Annotated in this window: 19 protein-coding genes and 1 pseudogene; 10 read left to right on the top strand and 10 right to left on the bottom strand. The window is 57.7% G+C overall.

Annotation, left to right across the window (positions count from 1 at the left end):
* Positions 1-151 precede the first annotated feature (151 nt).
* From iolB to iolG, 8 genes are all read right to left on the bottom strand, one after another.
* Positions 152-979 (bottom strand): 5-deoxy-glucuronate isomerase, encoded by an 828-nt coding sequence (gene iolB, locus DXXMK7_RS03775; RefSeq protein WP_038917928.1) that lies wholly within the window; start codon positions 977-979, stop codon positions 152-154.
* A 24-nt stretch (positions 980-1,003) separates the two neighbouring features.
* Positions 1,004-1,894: a myo-inosose-2 dehydratase gene (iolE, locus tag DXXMK7_RS03770; RefSeq protein ID WP_038917927.1), complete on the bottom strand. Its 891-nt coding sequence runs from the start codon at positions 1,892-1,894 to the stop codon at positions 1,004-1,006.
* A gap of 28 nt (positions 1,895-1,922) precedes the next feature.
* A complete protein-coding gene (gene iolC / locus DXXMK7_RS03765; RefSeq protein ID WP_038917926.1) occupies positions 1,923-3,887 on the bottom strand; it encodes a 5-dehydro-2-deoxygluconokinase in 1,965 nt (654 codons plus the stop codon).
* A 54-nt stretch (positions 3,888-3,941) separates the two neighbouring features.
* A complete protein-coding gene (locus tag DXXMK7_RS03760; protein ID WP_038917925.1) occupies positions 3,942-5,090 on the bottom strand; it encodes a Gfo/Idh/MocA family protein in 1,149 nt (382 codons plus the stop codon).
* 17 nt (positions 5,091-5,107) lie between these two features.
* A complete protein-coding gene (locus DXXMK7_RS03755; RefSeq protein ID WP_038668909.1) occupies positions 5,108-6,142 on the bottom strand; it encodes an ABC transporter permease in 1,035 nt (344 codons plus the stop codon).
* Positions 6,143-6,158: 16 nt separating this feature from the next.
* Complete coding sequence (locus DXXMK7_RS03750; protein WP_038917924.1) at positions 6,159-7,706, bottom strand: sugar ABC transporter ATP-binding protein; 1,548 nt, start codon at positions 7,704-7,706, stop codon at positions 6,159-6,161.
* Positions 7,707-7,762: 56 nt separating this feature from the next.
* Positions 7,763-8,701, bottom strand: a complete 939-nt coding sequence (locus DXXMK7_RS03745; RefSeq protein ID WP_033111610.1) for a substrate-binding domain-containing protein — start codon at positions 8,699-8,701, stop codon at positions 7,763-7,765.
* 215 nt (positions 8,702-8,916) lie between these two features.
* Positions 8,917-9,903: an inositol 2-dehydrogenase gene (gene iolG, locus DXXMK7_RS03740; RefSeq protein ID WP_038917923.1), complete on the bottom strand. Its 987-nt coding sequence runs from the start codon at positions 9,901-9,903 to the stop codon at positions 8,917-8,919.
* Between the two features lie 152 nt (positions 9,904-10,055).
* Here iolG and DXXMK7_RS22490 point away from each other — a divergent pair, with 152 nt between their 5' ends.
* From DXXMK7_RS22490 to DXXMK7_RS23235, 9 genes and pseudogenes are all read left to right on the top strand, one after another.
* Entirely contained in the window at positions 10,056-10,319 is a 264-nt protein-coding gene (locus tag DXXMK7_RS22490; RefSeq protein ID WP_123251654.1) for a hypothetical protein, read from the top strand.
* Positions 10,320-10,625: 306 nt separating this feature from the next.
* Positions 10,626-11,015 carry an AAA family ATPase gene (locus DXXMK7_RS23000; protein ID WP_238555977.1) on the top strand — a complete coding sequence of 130 codons (390 nt, stop codon included), beginning with the start codon at positions 10,626-10,628 and terminating at the stop codon, positions 11,013-11,015.
* Positions 11,012-11,374: an AAA family ATPase gene (locus DXXMK7_RS22995; RefSeq protein WP_238555976.1), complete on the top strand. Its 363-nt coding sequence runs from the start codon at positions 11,012-11,014 to the stop codon at positions 11,372-11,374. The genes DXXMK7_RS23000 and DXXMK7_RS22995 overlap by 4 nt, the downstream gene beginning before the upstream one ends.
* 190 nt (positions 11,375-11,564) lie before the next feature.
* Positions 11,565-11,924, top strand: a complete 360-nt coding sequence (locus DXXMK7_RS22485) for a hypothetical protein (protein ID WP_127353470.1) — start codon at positions 11,565-11,567, stop codon at positions 11,922-11,924.
* Between the two features lie 35 nt (positions 11,925-11,959).
* Positions 11,960-12,211: a hypothetical protein gene (locus tag DXXMK7_RS03730; protein WP_038917921.1), complete on the top strand. Its 252-nt coding sequence runs from the start codon at positions 11,960-11,962 to the stop codon at positions 12,209-12,211.
* Complete coding sequence (locus DXXMK7_RS21585) at positions 12,211-12,504, top strand: 2Fe-2S iron-sulfur cluster-binding protein (RefSeq protein WP_071605154.1); 294 nt, start codon at positions 12,211-12,213, stop codon at positions 12,502-12,504. The genes DXXMK7_RS03730 and DXXMK7_RS21585 overlap by 1 nt, the downstream gene beginning before the upstream one ends.
* A gap of 8 nt (positions 12,505-12,512) precedes the next feature.
* Positions 12,513-13,178, top strand: coding sequence for a hypothetical protein (locus DXXMK7_RS03725; protein WP_038917920.1), 666 nt, complete (start codon positions 12,513-12,515; stop codon positions 13,176-13,178).
* A gap of 678 nt (positions 13,179-13,856) precedes the next feature.
* Positions 13,857-14,639: pseudogene (locus tag DXXMK7_RS23240) on the top strand (PAS domain-containing protein); the annotation flags it as partial.
* 78 nt (positions 14,640-14,717) lie between these two features.
* Complete coding sequence (locus DXXMK7_RS23235; protein ID WP_225622676.1) at positions 14,718-15,161, top strand: methyl-accepting chemotaxis protein; 444 nt, start codon at positions 14,718-14,720, stop codon at positions 15,159-15,161.
* A gap of 209 nt (positions 15,162-15,370) precedes the next feature.
* Here the strand turns inward: DXXMK7_RS23235 and DXXMK7_RS03715 are convergent, their stop codons facing one another.
* Entirely contained in the window at positions 15,371-15,892 is a 522-nt protein-coding gene (locus tag DXXMK7_RS03715) for an NUDIX hydrolase (protein ID WP_049842630.1), read from the bottom strand.
* 130 nt (positions 15,893-16,022) lie between these two features.
* Here DXXMK7_RS03715 and sbmC point away from each other — a divergent pair, with 130 nt between their 5' ends.
* On the top strand, positions 16,023-16,484 hold the full coding sequence (gene sbmC, locus DXXMK7_RS03710; protein WP_038917919.1) for a DNA gyrase inhibitor SbmC: 462 nt from the start codon (positions 16,023-16,025) through the stop codon (positions 16,482-16,484).
* 194 nt (positions 16,485-16,678) lie between these two features.
* Here the strand turns inward: sbmC and iolD are convergent, their stop codons facing one another.
* Entirely contained in the window at positions 16,679-18,610 is a 1,932-nt protein-coding gene (gene iolD, locus DXXMK7_RS03705) for a 3D-(3,5/4)-trihydroxycyclohexane-1,2-dione acylhydrolase (decyclizing) (RefSeq protein WP_038917918.1), read from the bottom strand.
* Between the last annotated feature and the right edge of the window lie 20 nt (positions 18,611-18,630).

Here is an 18,630-nt window from a genome sequence, read left to right as displayed (position 1 = left end):
AAGCCTCTCCTTGTCGTGCGTGCGATGAAATGGCAAAGAAACGGCTCTGTTCATTCCGCACGAAACCATTCACTGCCCAGACAGACTTCACCATACCAAACAACATGACCAGTTGGGTTGGCAACCCGGTTTTGTCTGCACGATAAAAACCTCACCCGCTGTGCTTTGCCGCGTATTCCGCACTATTCACCCACTGGTGGTCCTGCTCCCAGCTAAAACGCCACTGGCGCACCGGCCCGGCCATCACGTTGAGGTAGTAGCTGTCGTAGCCCGCCAGCGTCGCCACCGGATGATAACCGCGCGGCACCATCACCACGTCCCGGTCATACACCGCCATGCATTCGTCCAGCGAGCGATCCTCGGTGTAGACCCGTTGCAGGCAGAACCCCTGCGGCGGGTTGAGCCGGTGATAGTAAGTTTCTTCCAGATACGTTTCCTGCGGCGGGTTGTCCACATCGTGCTTGTGGCTGGGGTAAGAACTGGTGCAGCCCTCGTCGGTGTAGACCTCGACCACCAGCAGGCTATCCGCCACCTTGTCCTCCGGCAGGATGTTGTGCACGAAACGGCGGTTGCGCCCGCTGCCGCGCGCTTGCGCGCCGATATCCTGCGGGGCGATCAACCGGGTGGGGTGATTGCTCCACCCCGGCGCGGCGCATACCGCCAGTTCCAGCGGCGTATCGGCGGTGACGGTCACCGTTTCTCCCGGCGCGACGTACACCGCCCAGGGTTTCTTGCGCTCGAACGGGTTCATGCGATCGCCGATATGCTCAAACCGCGCCTGCGGCGTCGCCACCGTCGCCCGACCGCCCACCAACACCAGACAGCGCTCCTCGACCACCGCCGGTAGCGCCAGCGTTGCGCCGGTCGACAACTGGTAAACCTCAAACCCGACATGACGCCAGCCCGCGCGAGCCGGGGTAATCTGCTGGATACGACCTTGCTTATCCGGCGCATGATAACGGGACAGTAATTCAGACATCGCCCACCTCCCTGCCTGCAACAGTCAGATCAGACCCGCGTCGCGGGCAAACCGCTGCAGATTGTTGAACCCCAGCGTGGCGTAAGTCAGCGGATGCGCCACCGCCGGGTCCTGTTCGGCTTCCACGACCAGCCAGCCCTGATAATCATGCGCTTTCAGCAGCCGGAACAGCGACGGATAATCGACGCAGCCGTCGCCCGGCACGGTGAACACGCCGCTCAACACCGCATCCAGGAAGCTGGTTTTGCGGTTTTTCACCTCTTTCAGCACCTCGGGACGGATATCTTTACAGTGCACATGGTTGATGCGTTGCACCCAGCGCTGCGCCACCGCCAGCGGGTCGGCGCCGGCAAAGGTCAGGTGACCGGTATCCAGCAGCAGGCCCACTTCCGGCCCGGTGTGGGTCATCAGTTGATCCACGTCGTCGGCGGTTTCAATCACGGTGCCCATATGGTGGTGATAGGCGATTTGCACGCCCTGCTGCTGGGTATAGCGGGCGAATTCGCTGAGCTTGTCGCCGTATTCCTGCCAGCGCGTCGCCGGAAAACGCGGGCGCAGATGCACCGGCGTACGCTGATCGCCATGCACCGCGCCGGTCACTTCGGCGAACACCAGTACGGTGGCGCCCAGCTCGCGCAGCAGGTTAAGGTGATCCTGCACCGCGGCGATCTCGTCTTTTACCGAACGGGTCAGCAACTGGCCGGAATACCAGCCGGAAACCAGACTCAGCCCATGTTTTTTCAGAATCGGCCCCAGCACGCCGGACTGGCGCGGGAACTTGTTGCCCAGTTCGAACCCGGCGAAACCGGCCTGACGCCCTTCGCTCAGGCAGGTTTCCAGCGGAGTTTCCGCCCCCAGCGACGGCAGGTCATCATTGGTCCAGGTCAGCGGATTGATACCCAGTTGAACAGTCATTCTCGATTCCCTCTCATAATAAATGGATTTAGCCGCGTTGACGCCACAGGGCGATCAGCTGCAGGTAGTTATCTTTGACGTCGGCGATCAGTTGCCGATCGTCGATATCGCCGCGCAGCCACTGCTGCGCCGGCTGCGCAAACAGCGTGCGCCCCACCGCGAACCCTTTCACCACCGGTTGGCCGGCGGCAGCGTTGAACCCCTGACGTAATATTTCGATCGGCGCGTCCAGCCCGAGGATCACCACGCCGCGGCAGTGGGGATCGCGCTCTGCCAGCAATCGCTCCAGCCGCTGCCAGCCGTCGGCGGACAGCGGCGGCAGTTTCCACCAGTCCGGCCGGACGCCGATGTTGTAGAAACGCTGGATCGCCCGCAGGTAAAGGTCATCGCTGCGCGGCATGTCGGCAGGCAGAATCACCTCCAGCAGCAGTTCGTGGCCGGACTGACAGCAGGCGCGATACACCTCGCTCACCTGCCGTTCCTGCGTCAGCCGCAACGGGCTGTCGTCTTCCGGGTGGAAAAACACCAGGCACTTCACCACATGCTCCAGCGGCCAGCTCACCAGTTGCGAGCCGATGTTGCCGTGCTCCAGCACCAGCGGGCGCGAACCCGGCAGTTCGATCGGGCGACCGATCCACCAGCCTTGCCCGGTAATGGTATTGAGCGCGTCCTGCCCGAAGGTGCCATCGCATAATAATCCGGCTTTGCCGGGCGATAATCCGGCCTTGCCGGACGGCAATCCGTCTTTACCCGATGATGATCCGGCGCTCTGTAGTCCGGCCTGCTGCGCCGCCTGCTGGCTGGCCTGCAAAATCAACTGTTTAAGCGCTGGGATCCGGCGGCGATCGGCGCCGCAGGCCAGCGCCATCTCCTCCAGTTGGCTGCGGTGATCAAAGGCGATCACGCACAGTTCTTCCCAGCGCTGACGGCGGGTGGTGACGCGATGTAAATGGTTCAGTTCCGGGTCCAGATCCGGCCGCGGCACCGCATGGGCGCGCGCCAGATAGTTATCCAGCTCGATGCGGCTCGGCATCGCCGGGGCGCAGCCGTGGCGAGACACCACCAGCGCGCCGCAGGCATTGGCGTAAGCGCAGGCTTTCTCCCAGCCCTCGCCGCTCAGGTAGCCACGCAGCAGGCCGGACATGAAAGCGTCGCCCGCCCCCAGCACGTTGAGCACTTCGACGCGCACGCCTTTGACGGTAATGCCCTCATCCAGCGACGCCGGAATGTCGCCGGTGAACACCGAACAGCCGAGCGGACCGCGCTTGCACACCAGCTCCGCCGCGGTATGCGCCCGCACCTGACGCAGCGCCTGTAGAGTGTCGGTGCTGCCGCCGGCGATATGAAACTCCTCTTCGGTGCCGACGATCAGATCGAACAGGTTCAGCACCTGTTGCAGTTGCGCCGTTACCGCCGTTGACTCGATGAAACGGGTTTCGCCGTCGCCTAACGAAGTCAGCCCCCACAGCACCGGCCGGTAGTCGATATCCAGCACCGTTTTCACGCCGTGACGACGGGCGTAACGCAGCGCAGTCAGCACCGCCTCGCGGGTGTTCGGGTGCGACAGATGGGTGCCGGTGATCGCCAGACAGCGCGACGAGGCGATGTAATCCTCGCTGACGTCCTCCGGCGTGATCGCCATATCGGCGCAGTTATCGCGGTAGAAGATCAGCGGGAAGGTTTCCCGATCCTTGATGCCGAGCAGCACCAGCGCGGTCAGGCGCGTCGGATCGGTTACCAGATGACTGGTGTCGCAGCCGACCTGCTGCAACTCTTCGCGCAGAAAGCGCCCCATGTGCTCGTCACCCACCCGCGCCAGCATTGAGGAACGCAGCCCCTGCCGGGCGGTACCGTAGGCCACGTTACCGGAAGAGCCGCCCAGGTATTTGGCGAAACTGCCCATGTCTTCCAGACGCGCGCCGATCTGCTGACCGTACAGGTCCACCGCCACGCGCCCCATGCAAATCACATCAAACTGCTTTTCCGTACTCATAACGCCCATTCCTGTCAGTCAAAAAAGGAAATCGACAACACGTCGGCACGACCGTTATCCCGCTTCATGCACTGTCACCTCATGTACCGCCACCCAGCGCGCGGCCTGATGCGACAGCACGATGGCGTCCAGCACCCGGGAGACGCGCCAACCTTCGTCAAAATCGGGCCACAGCGGACTCCCGGCGGCGATGCCGTCGATCAGGTCGCGCACCTCGACGGTTTTCTGATCGTTAAAACCGATGCCGTGCCCGGCGCTGGCGCAGAACGCGGCGTACTCCGGGTGCTGCGGCCCGATCAGCAAGGTCTGAAACCCCTGTCGGTTGACCGGGTCGTCATGCCGGTACAGTTTTAGTTCCGCCATGCGTTCCTGGGTAAAACTGATGGCGCCGCGGGTGCCGGTGATGACATAACTCAGCCCCATCTTGCGTCCGCATGCCACTCTTGACGCCTCGATCACCCCGCGCGCGCCGCTGGCGAAACGCACCATCGCGTGCGCCTGATCCTCGTTTTCCACCGCCACCCGGTCGGCGCTGCCCGCGCTCACCGGCCGCTGCGGCACCACCGTCTGCAGATCGCCGCACACCTCGATGATGTCACCCACCAGGTAGTGCGCCATATTGACGATGTGCGCGCCCACGTCGCCCAGCGCGCCCAGCCCGGCGGTGTGCCGGAAGCAATGCCAGTCCGCCGGTTTCAGCGGGTCGGCCAGATAGTCTTCGTTATGGGTGCCGTAGAAATGGGTCACTTCGCCGATCTCGCCGCGCGCGATGATCTCTTTCGCCAGTTGCGCCGCCGGGTTCTTCATGTAGTTGAACCCCACCAGCGTTTTTACTCCGGCCTGACGGGCGGCGTCCGCCATCGCACGTGCGTCGGCGGCGTTGAGCGCCAGCGGCTTTTCCGAATAGACGTGTTTGCCGTGGCGAATCGCCGCCATCGCCATTTCCTGATGCAGAAAATTAGGCGCGCAGATATCCACCACGTCGATAGCCGGGTCGGCCACCAGTTGATGCCAGTCGCTGGTAAAACGGGCGAAGCCCAGTTCCCGCGCCCGCTGCTTTGCCAGCTCCGGCGAGACTTCCGCCAGCATCTCGCACACCAGTTGCCCCTTGAGCGGGTACACCACCGGCGCCTGCGCATAGGCGATGGCGTGGGCGCGGCCGATGTAGCCGGTGCCGATCAAACCGATTCGAACCTGTTTCATGCCTGTCGCTCCCTGTGTCAGATGGCGCCGCGTCGGCTCTTGGCGTAGGTATCGAAGGCTACCGCCAGCACGATGATGAGCCCGGTGATGATCTGCTGGTAGTAGGCCGAAACGTTCATCAGCACCAGCCCGTTAATCAGGATCCCCATAATGACGGAGCCGATGATGGTGCCGCTGATGCGCCCGTAACCGCCCATCAGCGAGGTGCCGCCAATCACCACCGAGGCGATCACCCGCAGTTCGAACGAGATGCCCGCCACCGCTTCGGCGCTACCCAGCCGGGCGCTGAGGATGAACCCCGCCAGACCGGCCAGCGCGCCGATCACCACGTAGACGCTGACCAGTACCCGCTGCACGTTGACCCCGGCCAGCCGCGCCGCCTCGGTGTTGCCGCCGATGGCGTAGACGAAGCGCCCCCAGCGGGTTTTATGCAGCGCCAGCCAGCCTACCAGCGCCACCAGCGCGAAGATCCAGATCGGGATGGAGATGCCGAGCAAATCACCCCGCCCCCACCAGCGGTAACCGGGGTCAAACCCGGCGATGGGCGCGCCGTCGTTGACAACCAGCGTCAGGCCGCGCCAGATGGTCATGCCGCCCAGCGTGACGATGAACGGCGACAGCCGCAGACGGGTAACGCCCAGTCCGTGCAGGAAACCGATAACGGTGCCCATCGCCAGACAGATGCCAAGCCCTACCAGCCAGCTCATGCCGCCCCAGGCCTGAGCATCGACGGTGGTGAAGTTATCGCCTTTGATCACGTAGGCGGCGGTCATGGCGCACACCGCCAGAATCGACCCGACCGACAGGTCGATGCCCGCGGTCAGGATCACGAAGGTCATCCCCACCGCCATGATGCCGTAGATGGACACCTCGGTGAGGATGTTGGTGATGTTGCGTTCGGTCAGGAAGTTGCTGTTCTGCGACTGGAAAAAGATCAGCAGCAGGATCATGAAAATGAACACCCCGAAACGCTCGAAGAAGGCGATCGGGTCGATGCGTCCCCGGCCGTTAGCCGGCGCCGGCAGTTTGGTACGGGATAAGGGTTGCTGCATGCTCATGGTATCTCCGTTATGCGGCCTGTGGTGCGTCATGGCAGATGGCCATCAGGGTCATCAGCCGCTCTTCCGTGGCGTCATCGCCGTGCAGTTCGCCGGTGACCCGGCCTTCGCTAAGGGTGATGATGCGATCGGAAATCGCCATCACCTCCGGCAGATCGGAGGAAATCACGATCACCGCCACGCCCCGTTTCGCCATATCGAACAGCACCTGATGCACTTCGGACTTGGTGCCGACGTCGATACCGCGCGTCGGCTCATCGACGATCAGCACCCGGGGGTTGAGCGCCATACAGCGCGCCAGAATCACTTTCTGCTGGTTGCCGCCGGAGAGCTTGCGCACCTCCTGCTCGCTGTCCACCATCTTGATGCGCAACGCCTGCCGGTAGGATTCGATCAGGTCGTCCTCGCGGCGGGTGTCGACGAAGTAGCGCCAGCGCAGCAGCGACGACAGGCTGGAAAGCGACAGGTTGTTGCGGATCGACAAGCCCAGCACCGCGCCCTCTTTCTTACGATCTTCCGGCACCAGCGCAATGCCCAGATCGAGCGCGTGCAGCGGATCGACCGGATGATAGGCTTGGCCGTCAAGCCAGAATTCGCCGGAGGTAAACGGGTCGGCGCCGAACAGGCAGCGCGCCACCTCGGTACGCCCAGCCCCCACCAGCCCGGCGATGCCGAGGATCTCGCCCGCGTGCACCTGAAAACCGATGTTGTCGAGCGCGATGCCGTGCGGATCGAGCGGCGGTTTTTCCCGGCACAGCCCTTTCACTGCCAGCCGCACCGGTTGGTCCTGATGATGGGTTTCCGACGGCGGGCGACGGCTGAACACCACGTCGCGCCCGACCATCATGCGGATAATGCCCGCCACGTCGATGTCGGCCACGTTGCCGGAGCCGGTGTAACGGCCGTCCTGCAATACGGTGAAGCGGTCGCACAGCTGGAACACTTCGTGCAGCCGGTGCGTCACATAAATCACGCTGACGCCGCGCGCTTTCAGCTCACGCACCACCCGGTGCAGGCTCTCCACCTCGCTATCGCTCAGCGCGGCGGACGGTTCATCCATCACGATCAACCGGGCGTTGAGGGTCAATGCGCGGGCGATTTCCACCATCTGCTGCTGCGCCACGCTCAGCCGCGCCACCTGCGTGGTCGGTGATATGTTCAGTTGCAGGTACTCCAGCACCGTGCGAGCTTCCTGATTGACCGCCTGCGCATCGACAAACAGCCGGCTGCGTTGCTGTTCGCGGCCGAGAAACATGTTTTCCGCCACCGTCATGTTGGGCAGCAGGTTGAATTCCTGATAGATGGTGACGATGCCGCGGTTCTGCCGTTCTACCGGCGAGTCCTGCGGCGACAGCAGTTCGCCGTTGAAGCGGATATCGCCGCTGGTCTGGGGTTGCGCACCGGCCAGCGCCTTGAGCAAGGTGGACTTGCCGGCGCCGTTCTCGCCCAGCAGGGCGTGGATCTCTCCCGGTAGTACCGTCAGTTGCACTTTATTGAGCGCCCAGACGCCGGAGAAATTCTTGGCCAGATCGGTAATGTTCAGTAAGGGTTCAGTCATGGGATGGCCCTCGTTGCGCACCGGCCGCCGGGCCGGTGCGTGAGTGGTATGTCCGCTTATTTGCCCGCTTCGCCGATACGTTCCGCGTCGTTCAGGTTGTCTTTGGTGATCATGGTCGGCGGGTAATCCGCGCCGGTGATCGGCGACTTGGTGCGAATATTGTTGGTCAGTTGGGTCATCGCCTGCGTCACCGCGTAGCCGGGGCGTTGATCGGCGGTCACCGACAGCCAGCCGTCACGCACGCGGGCCAGCGCTTCCGGCACCGCGTCAAACCCAGTCACCATCACTTCGCCCGGTTTCAGCCCCTGACTTTGCAGCGCTTCGATCGCCCCCAGCGCCATGTCGTCGTTGGCCGACAGAATCACCTGCGGACGCTTGGGCAGCGACGGCAACACGCTTTCCACGATGCGCATCCCTTCGGAACGCATCCAGTTGCCGGTCTGATCCGCCACCAGGCGATACTTGCTGCCGCCCGCTTTCAGGCTGTCGCGGATACCCTGGGTGCGTTCAATATTGGACGATGAACCCGGTTGTCCGGTCAGCAGCACGATGTCGGCGCCGTTCGGAAAGCGCGCTTTGACGAAATCGGCAATCGCCTGACCGCCCTTGTAGTTGTTGGCGCCGAAGTGCGGCACTTTCTTGTCGGTCTTCACCGAGCGGTCCAGCGTCACTACCGGCAGTTTGGCGTCCTGAATCTCCGTTACCGCGCCCGACACCGCGTTGACGTCATTAGGCGACACCACAAAACCCTGCGCGCCACGGGTGATGGCGTTTTCCAGATCCGCCACCTGTTTCGGGGAACTGCCCTGGCTGTCCAGCACCTGCAGGTTAACGCCCAGCTCTTTGGCGGCCTTGACCGCGGTACGCTGCATGTGAACTTCAAATGGCATCGCCAGATTGGGGGTACTGAACACAATCTGCTCGTTCTGGGCCTGCGCCAGACCGGACGACATCGTGAAGGCCATCGCCGCGGCCATGATGGTTATCTTTTTCATGGTGTTGTCTCTGCATCAGTTGGGTGTAAGTTATCCCCGTCATACTTCAAGTTGCCGATGCGTTGGCTTTCCTCGCTCACCCCAGTCACTTACCGATGTAAGCTCCTGGGGATTCACTGCGTCGCCGCCTTCCTGCAACTCGAATTATTTAGGGTATAAACGTCAGGTCATGTTGTTATGTCAGGGGCCGCCGCCGTGCCGGCCCTCTGGTTATGTCAGAGCGAAATAGCGCGCCCCGTCGCCAGCGATTCCAGCGCTTTGTCGGCCAGATACAGCGCCCGCTCGCCGTCGACGCCGCTGCACTCGGGCGGGGTACGCCCGTGCAGCACCTCGACGAAATGACGCCATTCCGCCGCGTAGGCATCGCGGTAACGCTGCAGGAAAAAGTGTTCCGGTTTGGCGGCGAGGCACCCCGCGTCGCCCCAGTGTTCCACCTGATTTTCACGGATGTTGCCCGCGCTCAGCACGCCGAGCTCGCCGTGCAGCTCCAGGCGCTGGTCGTAGCCGTAGCCGGAGCGGCGGCTGTTGACGATGGTCGCCATCGCGCCGGAGGCGAATTTGAACACCACCAAAGCGGTGTCGATGTCGCCGGCCGCGCCGATGGCCGGGTCCACCAGATTGCTGCCCTGCGCGAACACCGACACCGGCTCTTCGCCCATGATGAAACGCACCATGTCGAAATCGTGAATGGTCATGTCGCGGAACATGCCGCCGGACACACGCACATACTCCGCCGGCGGCGGCGATGGGTCGCGGGAGATAATCATCAGCGATTCGGGCTTGCCGATACGTCCTTCGCCCGCCAGCGTTTTCACCCGGCGAAACTGCGGGTCGTAGCGGCGGTTAAAACCGACAAACAGCGGCACCTGCTGCTGCTCCACCACCTTCAGGCAGTCGCGCACCCGGGCGATATCCAGATGCACCGGTTTTTCGCAGAAGATGGCTTTGCCGTGGCGGGCGGCCAGTTCAATCAGGTCGGCGTGGGTATCGGTGGCGGAGGCAATCAGCACCGCGTGTACCGCCGGGTCGGCCATCGCCTCGTCGACGGTTTGCAGACGGGCCTGATATTTATCAGACAGCGCCCGGGCGTTGGCGGGGTTGGGGTCCACCACCGAATAGAGGCAGGTTTCCCGATGTTCGGCGATGTTGACGGCATGAACCTGGCCAATGCGGCCGGCGCCCAGTAAAGCAATGTTAAACATGGCTACTCCCTCGATACCGCGGGGTATCACTGGTTGGTTGTAGGGGTTCAGGGTCTGTTGTGCTTTTAGAGTAAAGACAATAAAACGTTTATTTCAATTTCAGTAAAACTGGAAATTATGTTTTTGCGCGCCAGCTAACATTTTGGTGACATATGAGCAAAATAGTGTTAGCACAATCACGAAACCGCGGCCGGGTCGTCAGCGCGTTGCAGGACGAAAAAAAACGTAATCAAGGCATGGAATTAGTAAACAAGGATGACGTCGTGTCTTGCGGCTGGCGCGCAGATAAAGCGGCCGGAGCACCTGCAGGCATCACCGCCCGGCCGTCCCCGGCTGCGAATAAAAATGAAATAAATATTTCAATAGCTGCCTCTGTTGCAGCGCAGCAAGAACCTCAGCACCATATTTTTTCATAGGAATAACGGTTCTCCTGAAAATAACGGTTTCCCTAAAAACAACGTTGATCTTGATAATGATAACCATTACTATCTGTGTGGTTGTTGGTTTTAGCGACCATGCATCGCCTCATAAAAAAACAAACGAATGATATTGCCTGCGGTTTAACAAAACGGTTCACCAGCATTGCATACCGCCCGGGAATAAAGGCATTGGAATAATTGACCCACTGTGGTAGTGAATAGCTGTAGTAGCAAATAGCTATGGTGGTAAATAGCTATGGTGGTAAACAGTTGTGGGCAGTCCATGGCAGGAAATGACGCAGAATGATTTCGACTCAATACATCAGCCGTATCTCTCTTAATCGCGATAAGGTGCCATCATTTGACCTTTATCCGTTTTCTATTCCAGCGATTCATTCGTTTGACTTTATTGACCCCCATCCCAAGGTTACTTTTTTTATTGGCGAGAACGGCGCCGGAAAGTCAACGCTGCTGGAAGCCATTGCCGTATCAATGGGGTTTAACCCTGAAGGCGGCACCCGCAACTTCAATTTCAGCACACGGGCGTCGCATTCAGAATTATCGAATTACCTGAGAATCGCCAAAGGCGTACCACGTCCCCGTAATGGATTTTTTTTCGTGCCGAGAGCTTTTTTAACCTGGCCTCCGAAATCGAACACCTTGATGCCGAACCGTCTTTCGGCCCGCCGGTGATTAATTCGTATGGCGGCCACTCCTTGCATGAGCAGTCGCACGGCGAATCTTTTCTCTCATTAATGATGAACCGTTTTGGCGGCAAAGGGCTGTATCTGCTCGACGAACCGGAAGCCGCGCTGTCGCCGGCCAGGCAGTTGGCGATGCTCGCCAGAATGCATGACCTGATTCTGGATGATTCCCAATTTATTATCGCCACCCATTCGCCGATTCTGCTGGGTTACCCGGACGCATTAATCTATCAGTTTGATGGCGATAGCCTCTCCCAGGTGAATTATAAAGACACGGATCATTATCAAATCACGCGTTCGTTCCTGAACAATCCTGAAAAAATGCTGCAGGAGTTAATGAAGAAGTAATAGAAAAGCCATTAAAACCACGTAGTGCATTCAGTTGCCTATACACCATTAATGATCATTGCATCCATAAAGTCATGGAGGAATATCAACGACCGAATTTTAAAAAAACCATATGAAATCACACAGAATCATTCTGATTTAACAAATCAATAAAATTGTACTTCTGAGGGCATCTTTAAAGGAATAATAGATGATCAATCTATCTATAAAAAGAATATTATTTACTTCAACGTTATTAACCATGACCTTATTTTATCAAAACATAAGTATCGCCGATGGAGATATAAATGCAAAATTGACATACAAAAATGAGCGTGAGACAATAAAAAAATTAGCAAATTATTCCAGAGTCAGCGCGTCATGCGCTATTAAAAAAAATAAAATAGTGCCAGACTCAGCCAGTAGCACGCTGAATTCAAGCATGGGAGATAAGAAAGACCGATGCATACAAGAATGTTTATACACATTACCAACTGGCTCGTTTGATGGCGGCTCCTTTCACAGCTGTATGGCTGAGTGTATGGGAATGATCCCCATGTGTGATATTTAATTTTTATTTAAAAACAAAATTATGGAGTCATAACCATGTTCATTTCAGACAAAGACGTCGCCAGGAAAGTCATTAATAAATCATCGGCACTCATCACTTTAATTGAAAAAGAACTGACCGATCTGGGAAGTCAGCTGCCAGAAGAAGAATATAACAACTGCAAACGTATCGCAGGCGAGCTCCTTTATACCCTGTGTATGAACGTTTTAAATGAAATCTCCATTGATCACCCTGACTTAAAGCCAAAAGGATTTACCGTTTACGTTCAAAAGGAGGAGAAAAAATAATGCCGATTTATCATATAAGCATCATGAGCTGTGGAACAACGAAGACAATAAAATGCAGCGATGACCAATATATACTGGATGCCGCGGAGCAAGAAGGAATACAACTGCCCTACAGTTGCCGGGCCGGCGCATGCTCGTCATGCGCATGCAGACGTTTAACTGGACAATATGATGACTCTGATCAGTCTTTTCTCGATGAAAGCCAACGGGGACAATATATACTCCCATGCGTCACCTATCCACAATCTGATATGTTTATCATGTCTCATGCCGAGGAGGATTTGACCTCATGAACAGGAGAATGTTCATCATATCCGGGTTAGCGTTAGGGCTTTATGGCGTCACGCATCGAACGTATAGTGCCCTAACGAAAAAGCCCATCATAATAAATACCGCACTCATTAACGACGAGCAGAAAATTATCGGCAGGCTGGATAAATTTCTCTTTAAAAAGGGGCAATGCAGTTTTTCAGACTCGAAAGGCCGTATCCCTGTAAAATTCATTTTGCGTTTTTTTGAAAAAGACACCATGAAGCCGCTGACTGGCGCTAAAGTAGGGCTGTGTCTTTCTGATGCGTTCAAAGCACAAGGGAAAACGCCTTCAGTAAATAATACGTGTAATGCAACATGGGCAGAGGTGACGGAGAGCAATCATTTGGAATTTGCCACCCACATCCCCAAAATTACGCTTAAAAAAGACCGACTCATGAACCCCATCGATTTTATCATCAGAAAAGAGGATAAATTCTCGATATCCAGATTTAACTTCTCGAATGATTTTCTGCAAACACGGAGAGATCTACATACGGAGGTTAAAAATGGCGTATATACCCATACATTAACCGATCGGGCGCTGGAAGTTTATGGTCAGGACGTTGATAGTGCGGTAGCGGAGTTAGTGCCTGAAATGATGAACGGCTATTTTCACGTCGCGATGGATTTTATTGTCGAAGATCTTAATTCATAGCGGTATGAATGGCGGTGAAAAAATAGGGGGATGCTATTGCCTCCCCCTCCGACTAATACCACCAATGCCACCAATGCCACCAATGCCAGTGCAGCGATGAGTGATGCGGCAGGAAAACCGACATCACCGAATAAGGTTCTCGTAGCCCAACAACCGGGCGCTTCTGTCGAGAGAAAGGCAGGCAGAGCCTTACAGAGGCGTCATGTCCTCATCATCAAGGCATCGGCATGAAATAAAAATTTTACTGATTACCGTGCATCATGAAGACCGCGCCGGGAAAAACCGGTGCAGTAATCCCCCGCTGAATGCCGTCATTTCGATGCTAACGCCAGAACGGGCATGCGCCTAACATACTGACGGACTGGGTCACCGGGCGCTGACAAAGCCGGGGCGGTCGATAAATCGCAGGAACCGCATTCGGCGCGATATGGCGCGGCCCAGTCGGACAACGCCTGAAACGAGCCCGTTAACGCGGCCCACTCGGCTAAAACGGTATGACCCATCAAAAATGAATAAAACAGCATTAGGGGCTGCCATAAATCCAAATCTGCACTATTACTTTCTTATCAGCTCCACATCATTTACCCGTCATGCTTCAGGTTGCAGGCATGCTGCCCTTCCTGCAACCCGAATTACTTAGGGCATAAAAAGGTCACTGGTATGTTTCCGGTATAGGGGATGGCGATGTTTGGATTATCAAAAGTGCTGAGCACAGAAGGAAAAAAGATTACGGCATCGAAGGCAAGCACGTCGGAACAAGATATGAATGCGATTAAGCAAAGCATCGCTTATATCGAATTTCTGCCTGATGGCACCATTCTTTATGCCAACCCGATTTTCCTCGACCTGCTTGGTTATACGCTGGATGAAATACAGGGCGAGCATCATCTTATATTTTGCGACCCGCACTACGTATCCACGGAGAATTACCGTATATTCTGGCGCCGACTGGCCAGCGGCGAATCCTTTTCCGGCGTATTCGATCGCTATAACAAGCAACACGATAAGTTCTTCCTGAGAGCCACCTATTTCCCGGTAAAAAACCGTAATGGCGAGGTAGTGAAGGTCATCAAACTGGCGTCCGACATTACCCAGAACCATCAGGCGCTGGTGGATAAAGACGCCATTCTCTCCGCCCTGCACCGTTCATTGGCGGTGATTGAATTCACCCCGGAAGGAAATATTATCTGGGCCAACGATAACTTCCTGAAAACCATGGGCTATAGCCTGGAAGAAATACAAGGCCAGCACCATCGGATGTTCTGCTACGACATGTTTTACCGGGAAAACCCGCGCTTCTGGGACAAGCTCAATAACGGCGAGTCGTTCGTCGGCCGTTTTGAGCGCAAAACCTCGCAGGATGAACGGGTCTGGCTGGAAGCGAGTTATAACCCGATTCTCGATGCCCACGGCAACGTGTACAAAGTCATAAAATTTGCTTCCGATATCACCACCCGAGTCGAAAACGCCAAACGCATCGCGGATATCGCGGTCACCACGTCGGAACAAACCTCGCAAATCACCTACAATGCCAGCGAGGTGCTGACGGAAACGGTCAACAATTCCGAACGGATTACCGCGCAGGTCAAGTCGGCATCGGAAATCGGCGCCAGCCTGAATGAGCATGCCAAGAACATCAGTGCGATTATCAGTACCATCGACGCTATCGCTTCCCAGACCAACATCCTGGCGCTGAACGCGGCGATTGAAGCCGCGCGGGCCGGCGAGTCCGGGCGCGGTTTCTCCGTGGTGGCGGAAGAGGTACGAAAACTGGCGATCTCCACCTCGACGGCGACGCAAAAGATCACCCATATGGTTGAGGACAACGCCCGATTAATCGAACAGATGTACCAGCAGCTGGATCAAATTAATCAATTCTTAGGGGACGAGAGAGAGAAAATACACGACCTGTCGCGCGGCTTTAGTGAAATTAACAGCGGCGTGTCCGCATTTGTCGATGTGATACATAAATTAAACGTGTAATTCAGCTACGATTCCGGCGACTTATTTTTATGACCAGATAATAAATAATCTCCAGATCATTATTTTGGCGATCATATAAATATGACCCGACGTAAGATACGCCGCCGGTTTTTAACGTTATCGTTTATTAATGCTATCGTTTGTTAATGCTATCGTTTATTAATGCTATCGTTTGGAGCGCATATATATTGAAGGGACTGCTTGAAGCGTTATTCATCCCAGACTTCGAGCGGTTCATCAATTATGCGACCGGCTATAAGGGCATCGGCATGACGTGGAAGGGTGATGGGATAGAACGTTTCTTGCGATACCCTTAATTCGCCCAACGGCCACCACTGATAGCGAAGGTGGTCCTCACGTTCGAACGGTTCTCTATAACGCTCATCAATGGTTTGAGGCGCTATCTCGATCCTGGCACAACAAATCGCCTCATGCTGCAGGCGGCGCTCTCCGCGGTAGGTATAGAGGACGTCCCGCTTCCATAGCGGTGAGCTTACGGACGAGGCTGAGAGGGTGATTCCCGTTTCCTCGTAGAGTTCGCGTATCACTGCCTGTGTGATCGATTCGCCCGCTAAAACGCCGCCGCCGGGCAGTTCCCAGGATTCTAAAAACTCCGGATTGCTGGCGTCTCGGGTGCTCAGGAGAAGAACGCGGTTTGAACCGTCAATAAGCAGTACACGCGCAGCGAATCGCTCTTTACGTCCACTGAGGTTCTTTATCGACTTCGGCATGGCTATCAATCTCGTTAATTTGTCCCACAATGGGATCTTACACGGTATAGCTCGATGAAACATGCCGCTATCATGCCCTCAGCCGGTAACACCGATAAATACACAGTCATCATCTTCGTAAGGATCAGATATGGATTACAACGTTCAGCATGTGAATAAACGCCATGCGGCCGGGTTCCATCTGGTGGGTCCCTGGGAACAAACGGTGCCGCAAGGATTTGAACAACTGATGAAATGGGTGGACGAGCACGCGGTACAGCCGCTGGAATGGATTGCGGTTTATTACGGCAACCCGCAAGAAACCCCGCCGGAAAAACTGGCGGCGGATACCGTGGTAAGCGTGACCGCTGAGTTTCGTCTGCCCGCCAACAGCAGCGGGGCGATCGCGACGGAGATCGCCGCGGGGCGGTACGCGATTGCCCGCGCGCGCGTATCCGACGATGATTTCGGCCTATCGTGGCAGGCGTTTTTTGCCGCGTTACTCGGCGATGGTAACACCGTCGACACAACGCGATCCTGTTTCGAGGTCTACCTCAATGACGGTTATAGCGACGGCTACTGGGATATCGACATGCATATTCCGATTCAGTGACGCATAGCACGTGGCATGCCTCAGCCGTATTGATAGCGGCATTGATACGGATATAGCAGCATTGATATGTAGTAGCGGCGATAGTAGTAACGATGAGAGTAGTAACGATGATGCGCATCTGCGCCTACGACGAAATCATCGTGAGCGCAGATGCCGCTAAACATGCCGCCTGAAAGGTGTATTCGTCATCAGCCCTAATACTGCCGTGCTTTCGCGCGTTGTAATTGCACCTCGCGCGCCGCGGTTTCAATCGCCGGGTTGTCCGCCACCTGCGCGGTGCCGGTGTTCCACCAGGCGTCGTAGCCGTGGGTCATGGTTTTCGGCAGCACTTTGATATCCAGCAAGCACGGGCCGGGGTGCGCCTGCGCCTCGCGCAGCGCCTGCAATAACGACGCCTCGTCCCGCACCGTCCATGCCCGACAGCCGTAGCTTTCGGCGTTGCGGGCGAAATCCACCGTCACCAGCGAACCGGTCAGTTTGCCGCTGTCCCGATCGCGCCGCCGGTTCTCGGTGCAGAAACTGCCCATCCCCTGACTCATCTGCAGGTTGTTGATACAGCCGAACCCGGCGTTGTCGAACAGCAGCACGGTAATTTTGATGCCTTCCTGCACCGCGGTTTGCAGCTCGCTGTGCAGCATCAGGTAAGAACCGTCGCCCACCATCGCGTACACCGGCTGTCGCGGCGCCGCCAGCCGCGCGCCCACCGCCGCCGCGATCTCGTAGCCCATGCAGGAGTAACCGTACTCCAGATGATAGCTGTCCGGCGTTTTCACCTGCCACAGCCGTTGCAGGTCGCCGGGCAGCGACCCGGCCGCGCCCACCACGATGGCGTCGTCTTCCAGCGCGTCGTTCAACAGCCCCAGCACGCGGGTTTGCGTCAGGCGGGTGCCAAGCGTCTCGCGGTACTCCGCCAGTTGCGCGTCCAGATGTCCGGCGATTTCCAGCTCCTGCCCGTCTTCGTCGCGCCGCTCAAACAGCCGCTGACGCTCTCGTTGCCAGTCGAGACGGGCCTGCGCGACCTCATCGCCCCAGCCGCTGCGATAGCCCTGAGCCTCCAGCGCCTGCGCCAGTTGCGTCAACCCTTCGCGGGCGTCGGCGATCAGCGCGACGGCATCCAGTTTGAACGCATCGAACTCCGCCACGTTGAGCAGCAAAAACTCAACCTGCGGATGGGTAAACAGCGATTTGGAGGCGGTGGTGAAGTCGGTCAGCCGGGTACCGACGCCAATCACCAGATCCGCCTGCGCCGCCAGCCGGTTCGCGGCCTGCCCGCCGGTCACGCCGATGCCGCCGGCGTTAAGCGGGTGCTCCGACACCAGCGCGCCCTTGCCCGCCTGGGTTTCGCCAAACGGCAGATTAAAGCGCTCGGCAAACTGGCGGAAAGCATCGTGCGCGCCGGCATAACGCACCCCGCCGCCGCAAATCAGCAACGGGCGGCGTTTGCGCGCCAGTAATGCCGCCGCCTGCGCCAGCCGGGCGCTATCCGGCGGACGGCGTTCCAGATGATGTACCCGCCGCTGGAAGAACGCCGCCGGGTAATCCCAGGCTTCCGCCTGCACGTCCTGCGGCAGGCACAGCGTCACCGTGCCGGTATCCGCCGGGTCGGTCAGCACCCGCATGGCGTTGACAAGCGCGCTCATTAGCTGTTCCGGGCGGCTGATGCGGTCCCAGTAGCGCGACACCGGCCGCAGGCAATCGTTGGTGCTGATGGTGGCGTCATGATACTGCTCGATTTGCTGCAACACCGGGTCGGGCTGACGGCTGGCGAACAGATCCCCCGGCAGCAGCAACAGCGGAATGCGATTGGCGGTGGCGGTGGCCGCCGCCGTCACCAGATTGGCGGACCCCGGCCCCACCGAGGTGGTCACCGCGTACACGCGCCGCCGCCGGTGCTGTTTGGCAAAACCCACGGCGATGTGCGCCATGCCCTGCTCGTTGCACCCCTGATGCACCTGCAGGTGCCCGGCATCCTGCTCCAGCGCCTGCCCGATGCCGAGCACGTTGCCGTGCCCGAAGATGGTCATCACCCCGGCGAACAACGGCGTTTCCTCACCGTCCACCTGGAGATACTGCTGATTGAGAAACCGGACCAGCGCCTGCGCCATGGTCATTTTCAACGTGTCCATCGTTTGCTCCCGCAAGTCAG

Origin of the sequence: Dickeya sp. MK7, from assembly GCF_000406305.1 — a bacterium.
GTDB classification, from domain to species: domain Bacteria; phylum Pseudomonadota; class Gammaproteobacteria; order Enterobacterales; family Enterobacteriaceae; genus Dickeya; species Dickeya fangzhongdai.
The sequence above is the reverse complement of the archived record's forward strand: the minus strand, read 5'-3'. Positions and strand labels throughout refer to the sequence as shown.

Coding starts and splice junctions, on each gene's coding strand:
- iolB (WP_038917928.1), bottom strand. CDS start 979: ATGTCTGAATTACTGTCCCGTTATCATGCGCCGGATAAGCAAGGTCGT.
- iolE (WP_038917927.1), bottom strand. CDS start 1,894: ATGACTGTTCAACTGGGTATCAATCCGCTGACCTGGACCAATGATGAC.
- iolC (WP_038917926.1), bottom strand. CDS start 3,887: ATGAGTACGGAAAAGCAGTTTGATGTGATTTGCATGGGGCGCGTGGCG.
- DXXMK7_RS03760 (WP_038917925.1), bottom strand. CDS start 5,090: ATGAAACAGGTTCGAATCGGTTTGATCGGCACCGGCTACATCGGCCGC.
- DXXMK7_RS03755 (WP_038668909.1), bottom strand. CDS start 6,142: ATGCAGCAACCCTTATCCCGTACCAAACTGCCGGCGCCGGCTAACGGC.
- DXXMK7_RS03750 (WP_038917924.1), bottom strand. CDS start 7,706: ATGACTGAACCCTTACTGAACATTACCGATCTGGCCAAGAATTTCTCC.
- DXXMK7_RS03745 (WP_033111610.1), bottom strand. CDS start 8,701: ATGAAAAAGATAACCATCATGGCCGCGGCGATGGCCTTCACGATGTCG.
- iolG (WP_038917923.1), bottom strand. CDS start 9,903: ATGTTTAACATTGCTTTACTGGGCGCCGGCCGCATTGGCCAGGTTCAT.
- DXXMK7_RS22490 (WP_123251654.1), top strand. CDS start 10,056: ATGAGCAAAATAGTGTTAGCACAATCACGAAACCGCGGCCGGGTCGTC.
- DXXMK7_RS23000 (WP_238555977.1), top strand. CDS start 10,626: ATGATTTCGACTCAATACATCAGCCGTATCTCTCTTAATCGCGATAAG.
- DXXMK7_RS22485 (WP_127353470.1), top strand. CDS start 11,565: ATGATCAATCTATCTATAAAAAGAATATTATTTACTTCAACGTTATTA.
- DXXMK7_RS03730 (WP_038917921.1), top strand. CDS start 11,960: ATGTTCATTTCAGACAAAGACGTCGCCAGGAAAGTCATTAATAAATCA.
- DXXMK7_RS21585 (WP_071605154.1), top strand. CDS start 12,211: ATGCCGATTTATCATATAAGCATCATGAGCTGTGGAACAACGAAGACA.
- DXXMK7_RS03725 (WP_038917920.1), top strand. CDS start 12,513: ATGTTCATCATATCCGGGTTAGCGTTAGGGCTTTATGGCGTCACGCAT.
- DXXMK7_RS03715 (WP_049842630.1), bottom strand. CDS start 15,892: ATGCCGAAGTCGATAAAGAACCTCAGTGGACGTAAAGAGCGATTCGCT.
- sbmC (WP_038917919.1), top strand. CDS start 16,023: ATGGATTACAACGTTCAGCATGTGAATAAACGCCATGCGGCCGGGTTC.
- iolD (WP_038917918.1), bottom strand. CDS start 18,610: ATGGACACGTTGAAAATGACCATGGCGCAGGCGCTGGTCCGGTTTCTC.